This is a genomic window from Iodidimonas gelatinilytica, from assembly GCF_008579125.1.
GTDB classification, from domain to species: domain Bacteria; phylum Pseudomonadota; class Alphaproteobacteria; order Sphingomonadales; family Rhodothalassiaceae; genus Iodidimonas; species Iodidimonas muriae.
In genome coordinates this window covers 84,571-103,636 of sequence record NZ_BKCL01000004.1, presented here as the reverse complement: position 1 = coordinate 103,636, position 19,066 = coordinate 84,571, and the positions used below count along the sequence as shown (strand labels likewise).

The window sequence follows — 19,066 nt, the reverse complement described above, 5'->3', positions numbered from 1 at the left end:
GATAGGCAACGCCTAAGCCGCTGCCTTGAGCATCAATATATCATTGGCGCCATCCCCCACCGCCATGCTGTCGGCGCGTGCAATATCTTTGTCGCGCAGTAGGTCTTCCAATGTTTCGCGCTTGGTGGTGGCGTCAACGATGGGGCTTTCCACATCGCCGGTGAGCACGCCATTGATCATGGACAGGCGGTTGGCACGTTGTCCTTCAAAGCCCAGACGCTTGGCCACCCGCTGGGTGAAAAAGGTAAAACCGCCAGAGACAAGCATGGTAAATGCTCCAAAGGCTCCCATGGTGCGGATCAGGGTTTCCGCCCCTGCCATGGGGATGACCCGGTCTTGATAGCAGCGCAACAGCGTTGCCTCATCCAGCCCCTTCAAAAGCAAGACTCGTTCGCGCAAGGCGCGTTCAAAATCCAGTTCTCCGCGCATGGCCGCTTCGGTGATGGCCGCCACTTTGTCTTTCAGCCCGGCAAAGTCCGCCAGTTCATCCACACATTCTGCGGTGATCATGGTGGAATCCATATCCGCCACCAGCAGGCGTTTCTTGCGGTTTTTCGTGGGTTGCACCACAAAATCCGCTGCCATATCCGCCAAAGCCGTTTTCAGGGCATGCCGCGCTTTTGGAAGGAAGGAATTGAGGTCGGGTGCCGAGAAATAAAGGTCCATCGCCTCATTGGCGGCCAGCACCGTTTCCTTGATGATGGGGCAAAGAGGCGCCATAGCCTGTCGCGCCTGGTGCGAAACCCGGCCAAGATCCGTGTCCTGCGGCTTGACGATCAGGGTTGCAACGCTATTGATGGGGGCATCGCACATCGGTGTGGCCGAATGATTGGGCATGGCAAAAGGAATCCATCAGTGAGCACATCTGCGGTCCTTATTGCAGGGCCGACCGCCAGCGGCAAGTCATCACTGGCGGTGGCCATCGCACAGCGCCATAAGGGCGTGGTGATCAATGCGGATTCCATGCAGGTTTATAAGGACTTGCATTTGCTGAGTGCGCGCCCAAGCGAATCCGATCAAGGTGGCGTTCCCCACAAGCTGTTCGGGGTGCTGGATGGGGCAGAGCTTTGCTCTGCGGCCCGCTGGCATGATTTGGCCATGGCCGAAGTGTCCCGTGCATGGGAACAGGGATGCTTGCCCATTCTTGTTGGCGGCACCGGGCTTTATATCCGCACATTGCTGGAAGGCTTGGCCCCTGTGCCGGATATTCCCGATGCGGTGCGGGATGCCGTGCGGTCAGATATGGCCGCACGTGGGCCACAGGCCTTGCACGAAGATCTGGCCTCCCTTGATCCGGCGATGGCGCAAAAGCTGGAACCCGGCGATAGCCAAAGAATCGCCCGCGCTTTGGAGGTGGTCAGGGCCACCGGACAATCCCTTTCGGATTTTCAGAAAACCCGTATTCCCGGCGGCTTGAGCGAGGCGGATAAAGCCGGCCATGTCCTGAAGCTGGCTTTGATGCCGGAACGGGCGATGCTTTATGCCCGCACGGACCAACGGTTTATCGAGATGATGGCGCAAGGGGCTTTGGAGGAAGTGCGCCAGTTGGCGCAACGTGGGCTGGATCCGGCGCTTCCGGTGATGAAGGCGCTAGGGGTTCCGGCTCTGGTGGATTATCTTGCCGGAAGCATCGACAAAGCCACGGCCATTGATCTGGCGCAGCGGCAAACCCGCAATTACGCCAAACGGCAAATGACATGGCTACGCACCCAATGCGCCGGCTGGCAGCGCTTTGACGGGCAAGATCGGACGCATAGTCTGGCAACTGTGGATCACTGGATCGAACAAAGGGAAAAGGCCCGTGGCTCTGATAATTTACACCGATAAAGATGTGGATATGGGCGTTTTGAAGGAACGTCGGGTGGCTATTTTGGGCTATGGCAATCAGGGCCACGCCCATGCGCTTAATCTGCGGGACAGCGGGGTCGATGTGATCATCGGCGCACGGGACCAGATGTCTCCCAGCGGGGCGCGGGCCAAACAGGCGGGGTTTAAGGTACTGTCTTATGCCGAGGCCACGATGGCAGCGGATGTGGTGATGATGACCTTGCCCGATGAACATATCCCTTCGGTTTATGAAGATCATGTGGCGCCCCATTTGAAGCGCGGGGCAGCCCTTGGTTTTGCGCATGGTTTGGCGGTGCATTTCGGGCATATCACCCCGTCCGATGATGTGGATCTGTTCCTGATCGGACCAAAGGGGGCAGGGCGCTGGTTGCGCACGGAATATGAAGCCGGGCGCGGTCTTGCCTGCCTTGTGGCGGTGGAAAATGATGCCACGGGGCACGCCAAATCCATCGCCCTTGCTTATGCGTCCGGCCTTGGATGCGGACGTGCGGGGATGGTGGAAACCAGCTTCAGGGAAGAATGTGAAACCGATCTGTTTGGTGAACAGGCAGTGTTGTGCGGCGGTATTCCCGATTTGATCGAAGCGGGTTACGACACCTTGGTGGAGGCAGGATATACCCCTGAAGTGGCCTATTTCGAATGTTTGCATGAAGCCAAGCTGATTGTGGACCTGATGTTTGAAGCAGGGCCGAAAGCCATGCGAAAAGCCATCTCCAACACAGCGGAATATGGCGGTTATCTGGCCGGGGAAACATTGGTCACCAAAGATACCCGCGCCCGGATGAAGGATATTCTGGCCGATATTCAATCGGGAGCCTTTGCCCAAAAATTGATGGACGATACCGCCCGCAAAAGCCCGCATCTTGATCAATTGCGTGAGCGCCACCACAAGCCGGATCTGGAAGCTGTGGGGGCGCGGGTGCGCGGTTTGATGCCATGGCTTTCCCCCAAAAGATAAACAAGATGATCTTTTTTGGCGGGAAACCTGATAAATGCCAGCAAAATATTAAGGATTAACAGTCAGTTTTACTTGAGTTGAATGCGTGGGCCATTGGGGCCTTGCGGCCTTGCGTTAACTGTGCTCAAACGCTTGAGAGCGGTGCGCTTCAGGGTAGGGCCGCGCTATTAAAGCAGAGCCATCTATGGGCGAATAATCGAAAAGGTTCGGGCAGGAATGTTCTCAAAAATTCTCGGCATGTTTTCTTCGGATATGGCCATCGATCTGGGGACGGCCAACACCCTTGTTTATGTGAAGGGGCGTGGCATCGTTCTTAATGAACCCTCGGTGGTTGCGATGAAATCATCGTCTGGTCGTCGACAGGTTTTGGCTGTCGGGAATGAAGCCAAGATGATGTTGGGCCGCACGCCGGGGAATATTGAAGCCATTCGCCCTTTGCGTGACGGGGTGATCGCCGATTTTGAAATCGCCCAGCATATGATCCGGCATTTCATCAAAAAGGTGCATAACCGGTCTTTTGCCAGCCCGCAGGTGGTGATCTGCGTGCCTTCCGGCTCTACAGCGGTGGAACGTCGCGCCATTCGTGAAGCGGCGGAAGAAGCCGGGGCTTCGAAAGTGTATCTGATCGAAGAGCCGATGGCCGCAGCGATCGGCGCGGGCCTTCCCGTTACCGAACCGCAAGGCTCGATGGTGGTGGATATTGGCGGCGGTACAACGGAAGTGGCGGTGCTTTCGCTTGGCGGTATTGTGTTTTCCACCAGCGTGCGTGTGGGCGGCGATAAAATGGACGAGGCCATTATCGGTTATATCCGCCGCAACCATAATCTGTTGATCGGGGAAAGCACTGCAGAGCGCATCAAGAAAGAAATCGGTACGGCTCATGAACCACAAGACGGGGTTGGCCTGTCTTTGGAAATCAAGGGCCGCGATCTGATGAATGGGGTGCCCAAGGAAATCACCATCAACCAGCTTCAGATCGCCGAAGCACTGACAGAACCGGTTGGCGCCATTATCGAAGGAGTGAAGGTGGCCTTGGAACAAACCGCACCGGAACTGGCCGCCGATATTGTGGATCAGGGCATTGTGCTTACCGGCGGCGGGGCTTTGCTGGCGGATCTGGAAAAGGTTTTGCGGGAAGCCACAGGATTGCCTGTATCCGTTGCCGATGAGCCGCTAACCTGTGTTGCCTTGGGAACAGGCCGTTCTTTGGAAGAAGAAGTGCTCAAGCATGTTCTTTTGTCCGATGATTGATTGCCCCATTTTTTGATTTTGAAGTCCAGAGAGGCCCATCGCTTTGAAAGCTCCGATCGCCAAAACGTCAAAAGGGCTGTTGGCGAGCCGCGCAGGGCGGTGGGTTTTTGCGGGGCTGTTGTTTTTCGCGTTTATTCTCCTTGTTTTGGGGCGGGTAAACCATCCCGCCATTGATAAAATGCGGGCGGTTGCCAGCGATTTTTCCAGCCCTATTCTTGGCTTTTTATCCCGGCCTGTGGACCGCATGGATGCGGCCTTTGAATGGGCCGGATCGCTGACGTCTTTAGTGGCGGAAAACACCCGCCTGCGCGCGGAAAACGAACGCCTTTTGCAATGGCAGTCGGCGGCCCTTGCCTTGGAGAGGGAAAATCTGCGCCTGCGAGCCTTGCTGAATGCGCCGGAACTGACAAGCAAACGGGTGGCAACGCCGCGCGTGGTGGGGGTTTCGGGCGGGCCTTTCGTGCGCAGCGTGATGATCAATGCAGGGCGCGTGAATGGTGTGGCCCGCGATCAGGTGGTTGTGGATGAACTGGGGCTTGTGGGCCGGGTATTTGCGGCGGGGCGGGTGGCTGCCCGTGTGCTGCTTGTTACGGACCTTAATAGCCGTGTGCCGGTGCGGTTGCAAAGAACGGGCGATCCGGCGATTGCCCGTGGGCGCAATGACACAAGTCTGGAATTGGTGTTCTTGCCCCCCGGCGCGGAGCCGCGCTTGAATGATGCGGTGGTGACAACTGGCGAAGGCGGTATTTTTCCTCCCGATATTTTATTGGGCCATGTGGATCGGGTGGATGGACAAGGGGTTGGCGTACGCCCCATTGCCTTGCTGGACCGGCTGGAATTTGTGCAAGTGATCGAGCCGGTATCGTCTTTGTTGAAAATCCGGCCAGAGGAACAAGACGGCAATGCCCCTGCGGCTAACACGGACCCGCAGGCCAAAGATGCTGAGCCAGAAGACCCCGAGGCCGTACCGCAAAGCGGACCCCAGAGTGGTGCGCTATGAGCGAACGCAGCAGTCTGGTGATTACGCTGCTGAAAGGCTTTTGCCGTTTCTTCTGGCTTTGTTTTTGACGATGATGATGCAATTGCCCATTGGCGATGGCACAGGCAATGTGCCGGTGCCGCATCTGACCTTGATGCTGGTTTATTACTGGTCGATCCACCGGCCGGAACTGCTGCCCGTGCCCGCGGTGGCGGTGATCGGCTTGTTTCAGGATTTATTGTGGGGCGGTCCGCCGGGACTGAATATGATCGTGTTGCTGGTGGCGCGTGTTATTTTATCCAATCAGCAAGCCTTGTTCGTGCGCCAGTCCTTTGGCGTGGGCTGGGCGGGTTTTGTCCCGGTGGTGTTTCTGGCCATGGGGCTGACATGGCTGATTGTCTGCCTGTATTATGGGATGCTGGTGTCCATGTTGCCTTTGGTGGGGCATGGGCTTGTTACCTTGGCGGCCTATCCATTGCTGGGCTGGCTGTTCGGTCGTTTTGACCGGTTTTTGAAACCCGATTGATCGGAGCATATCATGGCATCCGACATGTCGCGCTTTAAGGTTTTTTCCCGCCGTGCCGCGCTTTTGGCTGGTGCGCAGGGATTGCTGTCGATGGCCTTGGCCGGACGGCTTTATTATCTTGGCGTGATTGAAGCCGATCAATATGAAATGCTGGCGGAAGACAACCGCATTTCGATCCGTTTGCTGGCGCCGCAACGGGGCGAGATCGTGGATCGCTTTGGCGAACAGATGGCCAGCAACCGGCAGGATTATCGGGTGTTCCTGATCCCCGAACAGGCCGAAGATATTCGCGCGACACTGACCCGGTTGGGCCGGATCATTTCATTGAACGAACGGGATCATCAACGGATCGAACGCCAGATTTCCCGCCAACGCAAATTCCTGCCGGTCACGGTGGCGCAAGGCCTGGCTTGGGAAGATTTTGCAAAGATCAATGTATCGGCATCGGATTTGGCGGGCATCCAGCCCGATAGCGGCCTGACCCGCTGGTATCCCGATGGCCCTGTGGCAAGCCAGGTGGTGGGCTATGTGGCACGGCCAATGAAGATGAACTGGATGGCGATCCGCTTTTGTCCTTGCCCGGTTTTAAATTGGGCAAGCGCGGGATCGAGCGCAGTTACGACCGGACATTGCGGGGGCGGGCCGGGTCCAGCCGGGTGGAAGTGAATGCCTATGGGCGCACCATCCGTGAACTGGCTCGCACCGAAGGGCAATCGGGGGACCGTATCGCCCTGACACTGGATATGGGCTTGCAACGGGCCATTTATCAAAGATTGGGAGAAGAAGCGGCCGGTGTTGTGGTGATGGATGTGGAGATGGGCGACATCTATGCCTATGTGTCCACGCCGGCCTATGATCCCAACAGCTTTAATTTGGGGATCAGCCGGGAAAACTGGCAGGCATTGCTGCATGACCCCCGCAAGCCGCTGGTGGATAAATGCACATCGGGACAATATCCGCCGGGATCGGTGTTCAAGATGGTGGTGGCGCTGGCGGCGCTTCATCATGGCATCATCACACCGGAGAAAACCATTTATTGTAACGGGCGCCATCGCTTGGGTGACAATGTGTGGCATTGCTGGCGGCGCGGCGGCCATGGGGCCATGAATATGGAAGATGCTCTGGCCCGGTCATGCGATGTGTATTTCTATCAGGTGGCTTATGAATTGGGGATCGAACGCATTGCCCAATGGGCCAAGAGCTTTGGATTGGGGCAAGTCTTCGATCTGGAAATAGGCGGTGAATCCAAAGGACTGGTGCCAACGCCGGGCTGGAAAATGGCCATGACAGGCAAGCCCTGGGTGGGCGGCGAAACCCTGAATGTGGGGATCGGCCAAGGGGCTTTGCTGGCCACGCCTTTGCAATTGGCGGTGATGACATCCCGCCTTGCCAATGGGGGCCATATGGTGCGGCCAAGGCTGGTGCGGACCGTGGGCGAAGGCGTGCGGGCACAGGCCACGGCTCCAGAAAATGGCTGGCCGCGTCTGGATTTCAGTGCCGACCATCTGGCGGTCATCAAGCGCGGCATGGAAAAAGTATTGGAATATCGCGGCACGGCTTATCTATCGCGCCTGGACCTTGATGGCGTAAAAATGGCCGGAAAAACCGGAACGGCACAGGTGCGCCGGATCACCCAGGAACAGCGCGATAATGAAACCAAGCAGGATGAGTTGCCGTGGCAGGCCCGCCATCATGCATGGTTCGTGGCTTATGCCCCTTTGGAAAAGCCCCGCTATGCCGCTTGCGTTTTGATTGAACATGGCGGTGGAGGGTCCAGCGCTGCGGCCCCCGTGGCGCGGGATGTGATGGCACAAACTGAAACGGGACCCGGCCAATCGCCCGGCGCTGGATCAGCTTATGGCGGCCAGTGATGGCTCGATTCACAATGGCGGGGGCGGATCATGAACGACACCAGCCTGTTTGCCCCGCGCCGTGTGAAAAAAACGCTGCCGCAAAAATTGATGGAATTGAACTGGCTGTTCGTTTTGTTGCTTGTGGCCATCGCCTGTGTGGGATTTGCCATGCTGTATTCGGTGGGCGGCGGCAGCTTTGATCCTTGGGCACGGCAACAGGCCATTCGGTTCGGGGCGATTTTCATCCTGATGCTGGTCATTGCGCTGGTGGATTTGCGCATCTGGTTCCAGCTTGCCTATCCGGCCTATATCGGCGCGCTGATCTTGCTTTTGGCCGTTGAATTCATTGGTGTTGTGGGCATGGGGGGGCAGCGCTGGCTTGATATCGGCTTCATGCGCTTGCAGCCTTCGGAGCTGATGAAAATTGCGTTGGTGATGGCCGTTGCCCGCTATTATCACGGGCTGAATGTGACGCAATCAAGCCAGATATTGCGTTTGATCCCCCCCTTCCTGATGGTTGCCATTCCGATGATCCTGATCATGCGGCAACCGGATTTGGGAACCTCTTTGCTTTTGGCGGCGGGCGGTGTGTCGGTGATCTTTCTCGCCGGAGCATCCAAATGGCTGTTTATTGGCGGGGCTGCGGCCACCGCCGGGGCCATCCCGCTGGCTTGGGGATTTTTACACGATTATCAAAAGCAGCGGGTGCTGACATTTTTCAATCCGGAAAGCGATCCTTTGGGGGCCGGTTACCAGATCATGCAGTCTAAAATTGCGTTGGGATCGGGCGGGATGACGGGCAAAGGCTTTTTGCTGGGAACCCAAAGCCATCTGAATTTTTTACCAGAGATGAAAACCGATTTTATCTTCACCGTTTTGGCGGAAGAATTTGGCCTTGTGGGGGGGCTGTCTGTGATCGGCCTTTATTTGCTGGTTTTATCTTATGGAATGTATGTTGCAGCCACCTGCCGCAATCAGTTCGGGCGGTTGTTGGCGGCGGGCCTGACCTTTAGCCTGTTTCTTTATGTGTTTATCAATGTGGGCATGGTGATGGGTCTGCTTCCCGTTGTGGGGGTGCCTTTGCCGATGATTTCTTATGGTGGGTCGGCCATGCTGACCATGCTTGTAGCCTTTGGGTTGATTTTCGCTGTATCTCTCAACCGGAAACTGGCAATTCCCCGTGGGATATAAATGAATATGGTGCTGAAAAACAACGTTTTTATCAACAATTCGTGAGCTGACGCCTCAAGGCCTTTATTGCCAAATTACGGTCTTAATTCATATCTATCGAGAAATTATGTGTGTCGTGCCGTTGGGTGCGTCGCACCCCTGTGAGATATGTGTGCGTAAAACAAGGCCCTCTTTCGATGAAGATAATGGCGCAAAAAATTGCTGCGATGGTGGGCCTGCTTGGCTTGGTGGCTCCTTTATTCGCTTCTCCGGTATTGGCTGGACCGGTCTTGGTGGGGCCTTCATTGGCCGGACCTATTCAGGGAATGGATTTGCAGTCCGATTTTGTGCCTGATCCTGTGAAGATCATGGGGGTCTGGAAAACCAAGGGCGGCAAATCCCATGTACTGATCCACCCTTGTGTGGATGAAACGCGCCTGTGCGGCAGCCTTGTCTGGACCGATAGTGGCAAGCGCTTGGGGGAAACCATTCTCCGCGATTTTGCATTCGATGGCGCGCGCTTGATGGCGGGCGTATCCGCGATCCGCGCTCCGGTAAGGAATATCGCGCCGAACTGGAATTGATAAGTTCCGACCAATTGCGTGTGAAGGGCTGCTGGCTTATTTTCTGCGGCGACCAAAGCTGGAGCCGCGCCTCGTCGCATTTGGTGGATGTGGCACCGAATCTGGAACAAGGCGAAGACAGCTAAAGGGTCGGGGCATATCCCCGACCCGGCTTGATTGCCCGAGTATCAGCCTAGCTGATCAACCGGAACAGATCCGTATTGCCGCCAATGGCGGCCGTGTTCACGGTGCGCACCCGTTCAATGGAAAAACGTAACAGATAGTGCGGGCCACCGGCCTTGAAGCCGGTGCCGGATAGGCCGCGCCCACCGAAAGGTTGCACGCCCACTACGGCGCCCACCATATTGCGGTTCACATACACATTTCCGGCCATGGATTTTTCAAACAAGCTGTTCCAGCGGCCTTCAAGGCGGGAATGAATACCGCAGGTCAGGCCATATCCGGTGGCGGCTAATTGATCCATCAAGCTGTCCAGCGCTTCGGCCTTATAACGCAGGATATGCAGAACCGGCCCGAAGATCTCGCGGTCAAGCTGGCTTATGCTGTTAATTTCATAAATACATGGCGCGAAATAGGTACCGTTTTGAAGATCAGATGGCAGATTGGCGCGGGCGATGAACCGGGCTTCCTTGTCCATGCGTGCTATATGTTTTTCCAATCCCGCGCGGGCCTGTTCATCAATGATGGGGCCAATATCGGTAACAGGATCGCCGGGATGGCCCACGGTGCGTTGGGCCAATGCCCCCTTCACCATATGGATCACATCATCGGCGACATCATCCTGAATACAAAGGATACGCAAGGCCGAACAGCGCTGTCCGGCGGAGCCGAAGGCGCTATCCATCACAGCATCGGTGACCTGTTCGGTAAGGGCGGTGGTATCGACGATCATGGCATTTTGCCCGCCGGTTTCGGCAATCAGCGGCACAATGGCTCCGTCGCGGGCGGCCAGACTGCGATTGATTATCTTGGCGGTTTCTGTCGAGCCGGTGAACACCACTCCGGCGATGCGTTCATCTTCTACCAGCGGGGCAGCCACCTCTGGTCCGGTGCCGACCAACAAATGCAGCACATCGCCGGGAACACCGGCCTGATGGAACAGCTCGGTGGCATAAGCGGCGATAAGAGAGGTTTGCTCTGCGGGTTTGGCGATCACCGCATTGCCAGCGGCAAGGGCGGCGGCCAATTGTCCGGTGAAGATCGCCAGCGGGAAATTCCACGGCGAGATGGAAAGAAAGACCCCGCGGCCTTCGAGCATCAGTTCATTGCGTTCGCCGGTGGGGCCGGGAAGCGGCGTGGGATCGGCAAATTGTGCGTCTGCCTGCATGGCGTAATAACGGCAGAAATCCACGGCTTCGCGGACTTCGGCGATGCCATCGGACAAGGTTTTCCCCGCTTCTCGCACCATCAGCCCGATCAGCACCTCCATTTTGTTTTCCAGCGCGGCCCCCATTTTGCGCAAAATATCGGCGCGCGCCTTGCCGCCAAGGCGGTTCCAGCTCTGCTGCGCTTTTAAAGCGGCCTTTAAGGCTGTTTCCCGGTCTGTCACAAGGGCCGGACGGATGGTGCCCACTGTTTCAGTGTGGTCTGTCGGTGATTTTACAGCCATAGGGTCGCCGCCAGTGCGGGCGCCACTGACAAGACAGGCGAGATCCCATATTTTGCTTTGTTGTTGCGCAAGGGCTTGGGTCAGTGCGTCCAGTTGTGGCCGGTCATCCAGATTGATCCCCTTGGAATTGGCCCGTGCCGTTCCATAAAGATCATGGGGAAGCGGGATATCCGGATGCCGTCCGTGAGAGTCTTCTTCCATGGCGCTGATGGGGTCGTGGGCCACATCCTCTACCGGTACTTTATTATCCATAAAACGATTGACGAAGCTGGAATTGGCACCGTTTTCCAGCAAACGTCGTACCAGATATGGCAGCAGATCCCGATGGGCACCAACGGGGGCATAGGTGCGGGCTTTGACCGGACGGCCGATCACCTGTCGCACAGCGCGATAAAGAAGGTCGCCCATGCCATGCAGGCGCTGGAATTCATAATCCGCATCCTGTCCCATTTCTTCGATAGCGGCGATGGTATGGGCGTTGTGGGTGGCGAACATGGGGTAAAAGGCATCGCCCCCTTCGATCAGCTTGCGCGCGCACAGCAGATAAGACATGTCGGTGGCCATTTTGCGGGTCCACACAGCATAATCGGGCATCCCCAGCTCCTGGGCATGCTTGATTTCCGTGTCCCAATAAGCCCCTTTTACCAATCGGACCGGAATCCGGCGGTGGGTTTCGCGGGCCAGAATTTCCAGCCAATCCACCACATAGCGGGCGCGTTTTTGATAAGCCTGAAGGGCAAGACCAAGGCCGGGCCAACCCAAAAGCTCTGGCGAACGGGCCAAGGCTTCGAACAGATCAAGAGACAGATCGAGCCTGTCGGCTTCCTCTGCATCAATGGTGAGCTGGATATCGAATTCTTTCGCCAAAAGCGCCAGATCATGCAGACGCGGCAGAATATCGCCGATCACGGCCTTGGCATTGGTTTGCTCATAGCGCGGATGCAGCGCCGAAATCTTGATGGACACCGATGATCGCGTATTGGGGCCGCCAAGCTTGGTACTTTCCTGCGTGCCCACAGCGGTGATGGCATCTTTATAAAGCTGGAAATAGCGATCCGCCGTTTCCGAGGTGCGGGCACCTTCGCCCAGCATGTCAAAGCTCATCAACTGCTTTTGCTCTGGCATTCTGGCCATGCGTTTGAGCGCTTCCTTGATGGAGCGCCCGAACACGAATTGCCGCCCCATGATTCGCATGGCCTGATTCACGGCTTGCCTGATAACCGGCTCCCCGGCGCGTTTCACCAGCTTATCGATAAAATCGCCCGGATCTTTGCGGATGACAGGGTCCACCTTGATCACCCGCCCGGTCAGCATCAAAGCCCAAACGCTGGCATTCACAAACGGGCTATTGGACTTTCCCAAATGGCTGGACCAATCGCCCGTGCGGATCTTTTCCGCGATCAGGGCATCTTGTGTATCCGGATCGGGGATGCGCAACAGCGCTTCCGCCAAACACATCAAGGCCACACCTTCCTGATTGGAAAGGCCAAATTCCTGCATGAAGGCATCAAGGGTGCCTTGTTCGGAGCTGAGATCGCGGGAGCGTTCGATCATTGCTTTTGCCCGTTCAAACACCCGCTTTCGTTCGTCATGGTTCAGCGGTGTGGCGGCCAAAAGAGCGCGGTTTTCTTCCACTTCGCTGGCATAGCCAGCCATACGCAGGGCAAGCCGCGCATCATGCAATGTGCGGGGAGCAGAATGTGTCGAACGAACGGCGTCGGTCATGCGGTCATCCTTTAGGCAGGAATGGTCTTGTTCCTTCCCGCATGTAGTCTCTTGTGACGCAGATGAAAAGCAAAGTGCGCATTGCGCAACACTTATGCGAATTTTTCTAAAAATATGCGTTTATAATCGCGTTATTTCACTGAAAGTATTAAGGTTATTGCGCGCTGTTGCGCGGGGAAAATTTTAAGAAATCTGGCGTGACAGGAAAAGAAAATAATCGGAGGAGCGAAAAGTGAAAAACATGCAACAGAAGAAGTTGCTATCTACTGCGGCTTTGGCCCCGTTTATCGCCCTGATGGCGAGCACTGCGGTGGCCCAAACCGATGATAGCACAGAGGCCGTTTCCGAACATATCGAGGAAATCGTAACACTGGGAACCCGTGTGAAAGGGCGCTCGGCGACCGATACGGCGGTTCCTGTGGATGTGATCAATGTGGAAAGCATCCGACAAAACGGCTTCACCGAATTCGGACCGATGCTGCAAGCCCTTGCCCCCTCGTTCAATTTTTCACGGACGCAGATTTCCGATGGCAGCGATCTGTTCCGTCCTGCCACCTTGCGCGGGCTTGGCCCCGATCAGGTGCTGGTTTTGGTGAATGGCAAGCGCCGTCATCAGCGGTCGCTTCTGGGCCTGTCGGGCACCGTGGGAGAGGGAGCCACCGGCACCGATTTTAATGCCATTCCCACGGCCGGTATCAAGCGTGTCGAAATTCTGCGCGATGGCGCGGCGGCGCAATATGGCTCTGATGCCATTGCCGGTGTGATCAATGTGGAATTGCAAGACAGTGTTGACGAATTTTTCCTGTCGGCGCAGGTGGGCCAAACCTATGCAGGTGACGGGGAAAGCTATCAATTCCAGGGCAATGGCGGCTTTTCTTTGGGCGATAGCGGTTTCATCAACTTCACGGCGGAATACCGCAATGGAGAGCCCACCAACCGTGCCGATATCAGCCCATTCTTCGGGGATCGCCGTTTCCAGATGGGGGAATCGGATACCGAAGGCTATATGCTGTGGTACAATATGGCAGCCCCCATCTCGGATAGTGTCGAGATTTATAGCTTTGGCGGCTATTCTTATAATGAAGCCTTGGGCGCAGGCTTTTATCGTTTCACCAACAATCCGGCGCGGGCCATTCCGCAAGCTTCCCTGAAGGATTTTTGCCGCGTGATTTGAACGAATCCGAAGATCTTTCAGCGGCAGGCGGCTTCAGGGGCGAACTGGCCGGTGGATGGTCGTGGGATGTGTCGGCCGTTTATGGCAAGAACAGTTATGATTTGCGGGTGGAAGATGCCCCCAATGTGTCTATCGCCGCAGACTTTTTTAATAACAATCCCGGCGCCACCGATGCGGAAATCATTGCCAATGTCGGCCCCACTTCGGGCTTTTCCGGTGGATTGGAGTTTGAGCAAGCCACCTTCAATGCGGATATTGCCGGTGAAATCAACGATTTGCTGCCCGATACGCTTTATGTGGCGGTTGGTGCGGAATATCGTGATGAAACCTTCCGTATCACAGAAGGGGAGCTGGATAGCTTTTCTTGCGGGCTTAGCCCGGAAAACCGCTTCATTCCCTCGATTGTTGATCCCAACACGGCGGCAACCTGCGGCTTCCAGGCCTTTCCCGGTTTCCGGCCCGAAACGGCAGGAACTTCCGGGCGAGACAATTATGCCATCTATGTTGATCTTGAAACGACCTTCGGTGATATCTGGACACTGGGGGCTGCCGCGCGGTTCGAGGATTATGGGGATGTGGGTGACAAGCTGACATGGAAGGTCAGTTCCCGCGTTGAAATCTCTGAAGACTTCGCTGTACGTGGCGCCATTGCCACCGGCTTCAGGGCACCCTCCTTGCAGCAAATTGGCTTTACGCAGGTGGCCACCAATGCCAGCGCTGCCGGTCTTACGGAAACCTTGCTGGCCGCTGTGGGAACGGATTTTCCGGGATTTTTCGGGATCGACAATCTGGGACTTGAAGAATCCGACAGCTATAGCGCCGGGTTCGTGTGGGAGCCCATGGATGATCTGACAGTGACCGTGGATGCTTTCCTGATCCAGATTGACGACCGGATCGTTTTGGGGAATCCTTTGCGTCCGGCCGATCTGGATGCGGTGCCTGATGCCCAGCAATTCTTGCTTGATCGCGGTATCGGACAGGCCAATTTCTTCTCTAATGCCATCGATACGGAAACCAAGGGCATTGATGTGGTGCTGAACCATACGGCGCAAATTGCCGGTGGATCTCTCGCTTCGACCTTTGCCTTTAACTATAATAAAACCACCGTGGAAAAGGTAACGGCTCCAACCGGTGTGGATCCGGCCTTCTTGTTGCCTGATCCTTCCGAAGTGTTCATCGAACGCGGGCAGCCCCGTGTGCGCGCCAACGCCAATTTCAACTATGAAAAAGATCGTTGGGGTGGTGTTTTGCGGTTCAACTATTTCGGTAGCACGGAAACCAGCTTCTTCACGGCAGCAGGATTGGGCTTCCCACCTGCGGCCATTGATGCGCTGGGACTTGCCGATGAAGATCGCTTGCGGCCCGGTTCTGCGGTGCTGGTTGATCTGGAACTGCGCTACAAGCTGACGGATTGGGCACAATTTGCTTTGGGTGCCAATAATCTGTTGGATGAAAAACCCAACAAGCTGGCGGATAATTCTCCCTTGCGGTTTATTGTCGGCGATCCAAGTGGTGAATTTGGCAATATCAAATTTCCGCTGCGTGGGCTGGCCTATGGCCTGAATGGTGGTTTTTATTATGCCCGTTTCGAATTCAATTTCTAAAATCGGGTATTAAACAATATGCAGAGCCGGGTTTGCGCCCGGCTTTGCTTTTTTTTGGGCGCGCCGGTTCTAGGCGGAGAGGCCAAACGGCTTTGGACAATCGTTTCAGGCGCTGATGCTATCACTGCTGTGATGTTGCAGATCGGAATCCGTGGCGATTTCAACTCGATTGCGGCCATCGCGCTTGGCGCGGTACAGGGCTTCATCGGCCCGTTGAACAAAATCTTCCAGAGATTCCCCAAGGGAGAAAACCGCGACACCAAAGGACGCGGTGATTTTCCCGTAATGTTCGCCAGTGATCCGGTTTTTAAGGTTGCTTCCCGACAGGGCCGTGCGGATATGCTCCGCCACGGTTCGGGCATCTTCCAAAGGGGTTTCAGGCAGAACGGCGATGAATTCCTCGCCGCCATAGCGCACGGGCAGGTCCTTGCCCTTTAAAACCAGCTTAAGCTTGGATGCGACGATTTTCAGTGCTTCATCACCAATGCGGTGGCCATATTGATCGTTGAAGTGTTTGAAATGGTCGATATCAAACATAATCAGCGACATGGGTGCACCGGTTTCGCCGGAAATCACTGCCGATGTTTTCAGGAAATTGTTGAATTCGCGTCGATTGGCAAGGCCGGTCAGTGGATCGGTGGTGGCCTCTTTCCGCATTCTGGTCAAAGAGCGCCGCAGAGCCGTGATCTCCCCCCCGGTGGTATTGAGGTTTTTTTCGATCGTGGCGCTCATTTCGGTGATGACATGCGCTTCTTTTATCAACCCCAATGCCAAGCGTTCGATCTCTTCGGTGGTTGATACATTCTTTGCATCCGATGAAATCGTGGCCACCTGCTTGCCAAAATGTGAGCTGCCTTTTTTCGCAGTGCTCACATGCTTGATGATGGTATTGGCTAGGTCGTGCAAGCGTTCCGTTGCTTCATGGACTTCTTTGCTGCCCCGGCCAATGCCAAAGAATTGTTCGGCAATTTCAGCGCAACGGGTTTCGGTAAAGTCCCGCTTGTTGCTGATGAGGATATTGATGGCGGAATTTAATTCCGGGTCGCGGCCGGCAGCATAGCTATACCAGATCTGATAATTTTGGGGCGTTGGCGGAATGTGGAAACGCTCCATGAGCTGAAGCGCACTTTGTGCGAATTCTCGTGCTGGATCCAGGCCGTCCGCAGTCATAAGGGGTCCTCGAAGCATTTCCTCTATATCTTTGTGACAGAGCAGGGTTAAAAAAAGATTGGCAGTATGACTTTTTACATTTCAATTTATGGCAATTTTTATCAAATTATAGCAAGTTATCATTTGTGGGTGCAGGTTTTCGCAATATTCCATCTGCCCTCTTGCATCATTGCCTAATTTTATGTCCATTATGCTGCCCATATTCTCATTGTATTCGAGCATTCATGGCTGTTTTCACCAAAGTTTCAGATCAGGACCTCACACAATTTCTCGCAGATTATGATCTGGGCGAGGCTGTGCACCTGTCTCCCATCGCTGAAGGTGTGGAAAATACCAATTACAAATTGGAAACCACGCAGGGGCTGTTTGTTTTGACATTGTTCGAGCGGCGCACCCCCGCTGATGCCTTGCCTTATGTGGTGGGCCTGATGCGACAGCTTGATGCGCGGGGTGTTGCTGTGCCCAGCCCTATCGCAGATTGCACGGGCGCATATTTGAAAGGTTTGTGCGACCGACCGGCATTGATTGTAAGCTTTTTGAAAGGGCGCTCTTTGACAGATCCCGGCGTGGATGCGTGCCGGGAAGCGGGAAAGGGGCTGGCCGGACTGCACAAGGGGGCGCAAGGCTATGGTGGCTTTCGGCCCAATCCTTATGGCTTGTCCAATTGGGGAAGTTTGGCGGAAAGCTGCGAACAGGCGGCGGATCAAGCGGCCCGAAAGCGCTTGGCGGATATTTTGCGCGCCCTTGATTGGTTGACCGAGTTCTGGCCTTATCATTTGCCCAAAGGCTCGTGCCACACCGATCTGTTCCCGGACAATGTGTTTTTTCATGAAGGAAAGCTCAGCGGGCTTATTGATTTCTATTTTTCCTGCGATGAACTGCGTGCCTATGATCTGGCGGTGTGCCTGACGTCTTGGTGTTTTGATCGGCAAAACCGCTTCATCCCCAAGCGCGCAGAGGCGATGATTGCCGGATATAGTGCCGTGCATCCGCTATCTGCCGATGAGCGGGCGGCTTTACCGCTTTTGTGTCTTGGCGCGTCTGTGCGCTTTACCCTGACCCGCCTTTATGACCGCCTTTACCCGCAGGAGGGGGCGATGGTGCTTGAGAAAGACCCGGAGGAATTCGCCTCCCGCATGGACCTGTTTTTTGAGATGACAACCGCTGGAAAAGGGATTTTCTGATGCGCTATACCAGCACCCGTGCCGATCTGGATTGTGGCTTTTCACAGGTGGTGGCCAGCGGGCTTGCCCCTGAAGGCGGGCTTTATCTGCCAAAAGAATGGCCGCGGCTTTCTTCCGCTGATCTGGCGGCGCTCGCTTCAGGCAGCTATGGCGACACGCTGCAGCATGTGGGCACACTTTTCGCCGATGGCGAGGTGAGCGCCGACAGTTGGGGCCGCATTGCCGAAAAGGCACTGGCGGGGTTTCGCCATCCGGCCATTGCCCCCCTTAATCAATTGGGGCCAAAGCAGTGGCTTTTAGAGCTGTATCACGGGCCAACGCTTTCTTTTAAAGATTATGGCCTGCAGCCTTATCGCAGCTTTTGGCAGAGTTATCGGCCCATAGCGGGAAAAAATTGTTCATTCTGGGGGCAACATCGGGCGATACCGGTTCCGCTGCCATTGCCGCTTTTAGTGGCAAGCCCAATACAAGAATTGTGATCTTGCATCCTGATGGCCGGGTGTCTCCTGTGCAACGCAGGCAGATGACTACAATCGACGATGAGGGGGTGCAAAATATCGCCTTGAAAGGCAGTTTTGACGATTGCCAACGGATCGCCAAGGCGCTTTTGGCAGAGCGATCGGCATGCAAGGATCAATCGGTCTTGTCGGTGAACTCCATCAATTGGGGGCGTTTGCTGTTTCAAACCGCTTATTATGTGCATATGGGGGCCAGAATGGGCCGCCCATTCGCGGTTTCTGTGCCCAGCGGCAATTTCGGGAATGCCCTGTCAGCGATTATTGCCGCCAAGATGGGGGTGCCGATCAAGCATTTGATTGTCGCCACCAATGCCAATGATGCCCTGAGCCGGATTTTCTCGACGGGTGAAACGGATCGCGGCGATGTGCGCCACACCTTGAGCCCGGCCATGGATATCCAGATTCCCAGCAATCTGGAGCGTTTGCTCTATCTGTTGAATGGGTGCGATGCTGCGCGAACAGCGCAACAAATGGAGGGTGTCGCGAAAAACGGGCATCTATCCTTGCCTGAAAAATGGCGGGAGGCTTTGCCTTTGACCTTGGAAGCCATGTCGGTGGATGACGAGACGATCCTGTCTACCATTGCCGAAACCTATGCCAAGACCGATCGTATCATTGATCCCCATACGGCGGTGGCGGTTCATGCCGCACAATATGCCAAACACGCAGGGGAGCTTGAGATTATATCCATCTCAACGGCGCATCCGGCGAAATTCCCCGAAGCGGTCGAGCGTGCTCTTGGCTTTGCGCCGCCTGTTCCTGCTTCCTTGCGGGATCTGTTTCAGCGTGAAGAGCGCTTTGACGTGGTTGATCCCACGCTGGATGCGGTGCGGACCGCCATCGGCTAAAGGCCTGAAAATTCTTTCAAACAGCAAAAAAGGGGCCAAAGCGGCCCCTTTTTCTATGACTCGTT

General features: G+C 55.5%; 18 protein-coding genes. 15 read left to right on the top strand and 3 right to left on the bottom strand.

The window, feature by feature from the left end; genetic code table 11:
- Positions 1–12 precede the first annotated feature (12 nt).
- The gene (gene serB / locus JCM17844_RS06885) at positions 13–837 is read right to left on the bottom strand and encodes a phosphoserine phosphatase SerB (protein ID WP_150000276.1); all 825 of its coding nucleotides are present in this window, start codon (positions 835–837) and stop codon (positions 13–15) included.
- A gap of 18 nt (positions 838–855) precedes the next feature.
- Here serB and miaA point away from each other — a divergent pair, with 18 nt between their 5' ends.
- The 10 genes from miaA (at position 856) to JCM17844_RS15905 (ending at position 9,294) form a co-directional block, all read left to right on the top strand.
- Positions 856–1,827: a tRNA (adenosine(37)-N6)-dimethylallyltransferase MiaA gene (gene miaA / locus JCM17844_RS06880; protein ID WP_210431538.1), complete on the top strand. Its 972-nt coding sequence runs from the start codon at positions 856–858 to the stop codon at positions 1,825–1,827.
- Positions 1,808–2,806: a ketol-acid reductoisomerase gene (gene ilvC, locus JCM17844_RS06875; RefSeq protein WP_371864748.1), complete on the top strand. Its 999-nt coding sequence runs from the start codon at positions 1,808–1,810 to the stop codon at positions 2,804–2,806. Before miaA ends, ilvC begins: the two co-directional genes overlap by 20 nt.
- Before the next feature lie 216 nt (positions 2,807–3,022).
- Positions 3,023–4,057, top strand: a complete 1,035-nt coding sequence (locus tag JCM17844_RS06870; protein WP_150000273.1) for a rod shape-determining protein — start codon at positions 3,023–3,025, stop codon at positions 4,055–4,057.
- Between the two features lie 43 nt (positions 4,058–4,100).
- Complete coding sequence (gene mreC / locus JCM17844_RS06865) at positions 4,101–5,057, top strand: rod shape-determining protein MreC (RefSeq protein WP_210431537.1); 957 nt, start codon at positions 4,101–4,103, stop codon at positions 5,055–5,057.
- Complete coding sequence (mreD, locus tag JCM17844_RS06860) at positions 5,044–5,562, top strand: rod shape-determining protein MreD (RefSeq protein WP_210431536.1); 519 nt, start codon at positions 5,044–5,046, stop codon at positions 5,560–5,562. Before mreC ends, mreD begins: the two co-directional genes overlap by 14 nt.
- A 12-nt stretch (positions 5,563–5,574) precedes the next feature.
- Positions 5,575–6,228, top strand: a complete 654-nt coding sequence (locus JCM17844_RS17510) for a penicillin-binding protein 2 (protein ID WP_210431535.1) — start codon at positions 5,575–5,577, stop codon at positions 6,226–6,228.
- Complete coding sequence (gene mrdA / locus JCM17844_RS06855; protein ID WP_210431534.1) at positions 6,132–7,433, top strand: penicillin-binding protein 2; 1,302 nt, start codon at positions 6,132–6,134, stop codon at positions 7,431–7,433. The genes JCM17844_RS17510 and mrdA overlap by 97 nt, the downstream gene beginning before the upstream one ends.
- Before the next feature lie 30 nt (positions 7,434–7,463).
- Entirely contained in the window at positions 7,464–8,606 is a 1,143-nt protein-coding gene (gene rodA / locus JCM17844_RS06850) for a rod shape-determining protein RodA (protein ID WP_150000270.1), read from the top strand.
- A gap of 185 nt (positions 8,607–8,791) precedes the next feature.
- On the top strand, positions 8,792–9,169 hold the full coding sequence (locus tag JCM17844_RS06845; RefSeq protein WP_210431533.1) for a DUF2147 domain-containing protein: 378 nt from the start codon (positions 8,792–8,794) through the stop codon (positions 9,167–9,169).
- Positions 9,166–9,294 (top strand): DUF2147 domain-containing protein, encoded by a 129-nt coding sequence (locus JCM17844_RS15905; protein ID WP_235898940.1) that lies wholly within the window; start codon positions 9,166–9,168, stop codon positions 9,292–9,294. The genes JCM17844_RS06845 and JCM17844_RS15905 overlap by 4 nt, the downstream gene beginning before the upstream one ends.
- Positions 9,295–9,341: 47 nt before the next feature.
- On the opposite strand, the gene putA is transcribed toward JCM17844_RS15905, so the two are convergent.
- Positions 9,342–12,503 carry a bifunctional proline dehydrogenase/L-glutamate gamma-semialdehyde dehydrogenase PutA gene (gene putA, locus JCM17844_RS06835; protein ID WP_150000267.1) on the bottom strand — a complete coding sequence of 1,054 codons (3,162 nt, stop codon included), beginning with the start codon at positions 12,501–12,503 and terminating at the stop codon, positions 9,342–9,344.
- A 241-nt stretch (positions 12,504–12,744) separates the two neighbouring features.
- Here putA and JCM17844_RS06830 point away from each other — a divergent pair, with 241 nt between their 5' ends.
- Together JCM17844_RS06830 and JCM17844_RS06825 are read left to right on the top strand one after the other, a co-directional pair.
- Positions 12,745–13,677 (top strand): TonB-dependent receptor plug domain-containing protein, encoded by a 933-nt coding sequence (locus JCM17844_RS06830; RefSeq protein WP_235898948.1) that lies wholly within the window; start codon positions 12,745–12,747, stop codon positions 13,675–13,677.
- On the top strand, positions 13,674–15,281 hold the full coding sequence (locus JCM17844_RS06825) for a TonB-dependent receptor domain-containing protein (RefSeq protein ID WP_210431532.1): 1,608 nt from the start codon (positions 13,674–13,676) through the stop codon (positions 15,279–15,281). Before JCM17844_RS06830 ends, JCM17844_RS06825 begins: the two co-directional genes overlap by 4 nt.
- A 105-nt stretch (positions 15,282–15,386) precedes the next feature.
- Here JCM17844_RS06825 and JCM17844_RS06820 read toward each other — a convergent pair whose 3' ends face one another.
- The gene (locus JCM17844_RS06820) at positions 15,387–16,451 is read right to left on the bottom strand and encodes a GGDEF domain-containing protein (protein WP_210431531.1); all 1,065 of its coding nucleotides are present in this window, start codon (positions 16,449–16,451) and stop codon (positions 15,387–15,389) included.
- A 224-nt stretch (positions 16,452–16,675) separates the two neighbouring features.
- Between JCM17844_RS06820 and JCM17844_RS06815 the strand changes: the two genes are divergently transcribed.
- Genes JCM17844_RS06815 through thrC form a run of 3 tightly spaced genes read left to right on the top strand, consistent with a single transcriptional unit; the run spans position 16,676 to position 19,001 of the window.
- Positions 16,676–17,635, top strand: a complete 960-nt coding sequence (locus tag JCM17844_RS06815) for a homoserine kinase (RefSeq protein WP_150000263.1) — start codon at positions 16,676–16,678, stop codon at positions 17,633–17,635.
- Complete coding sequence (locus JCM17844_RS06810) at positions 17,635–18,114, top strand: PALP domain-containing protein (protein ID WP_150000262.1); 480 nt, start codon at positions 17,635–17,637, stop codon at positions 18,112–18,114. Before JCM17844_RS06815 ends, JCM17844_RS06810 begins: the two co-directional genes overlap by 1 nt.
- Positions 17,997–19,001 carry a threonine synthase gene (gene thrC, locus JCM17844_RS06805; protein ID WP_150000261.1) on the top strand — a complete coding sequence of 335 codons (1,005 nt, stop codon included), beginning with the start codon at positions 17,997–17,999 and terminating at the stop codon, positions 18,999–19,001. The genes JCM17844_RS06810 and thrC overlap by 118 nt, the downstream gene beginning before the upstream one ends.
- Positions 19,002–19,066 lie beyond the last annotated feature (65 nt).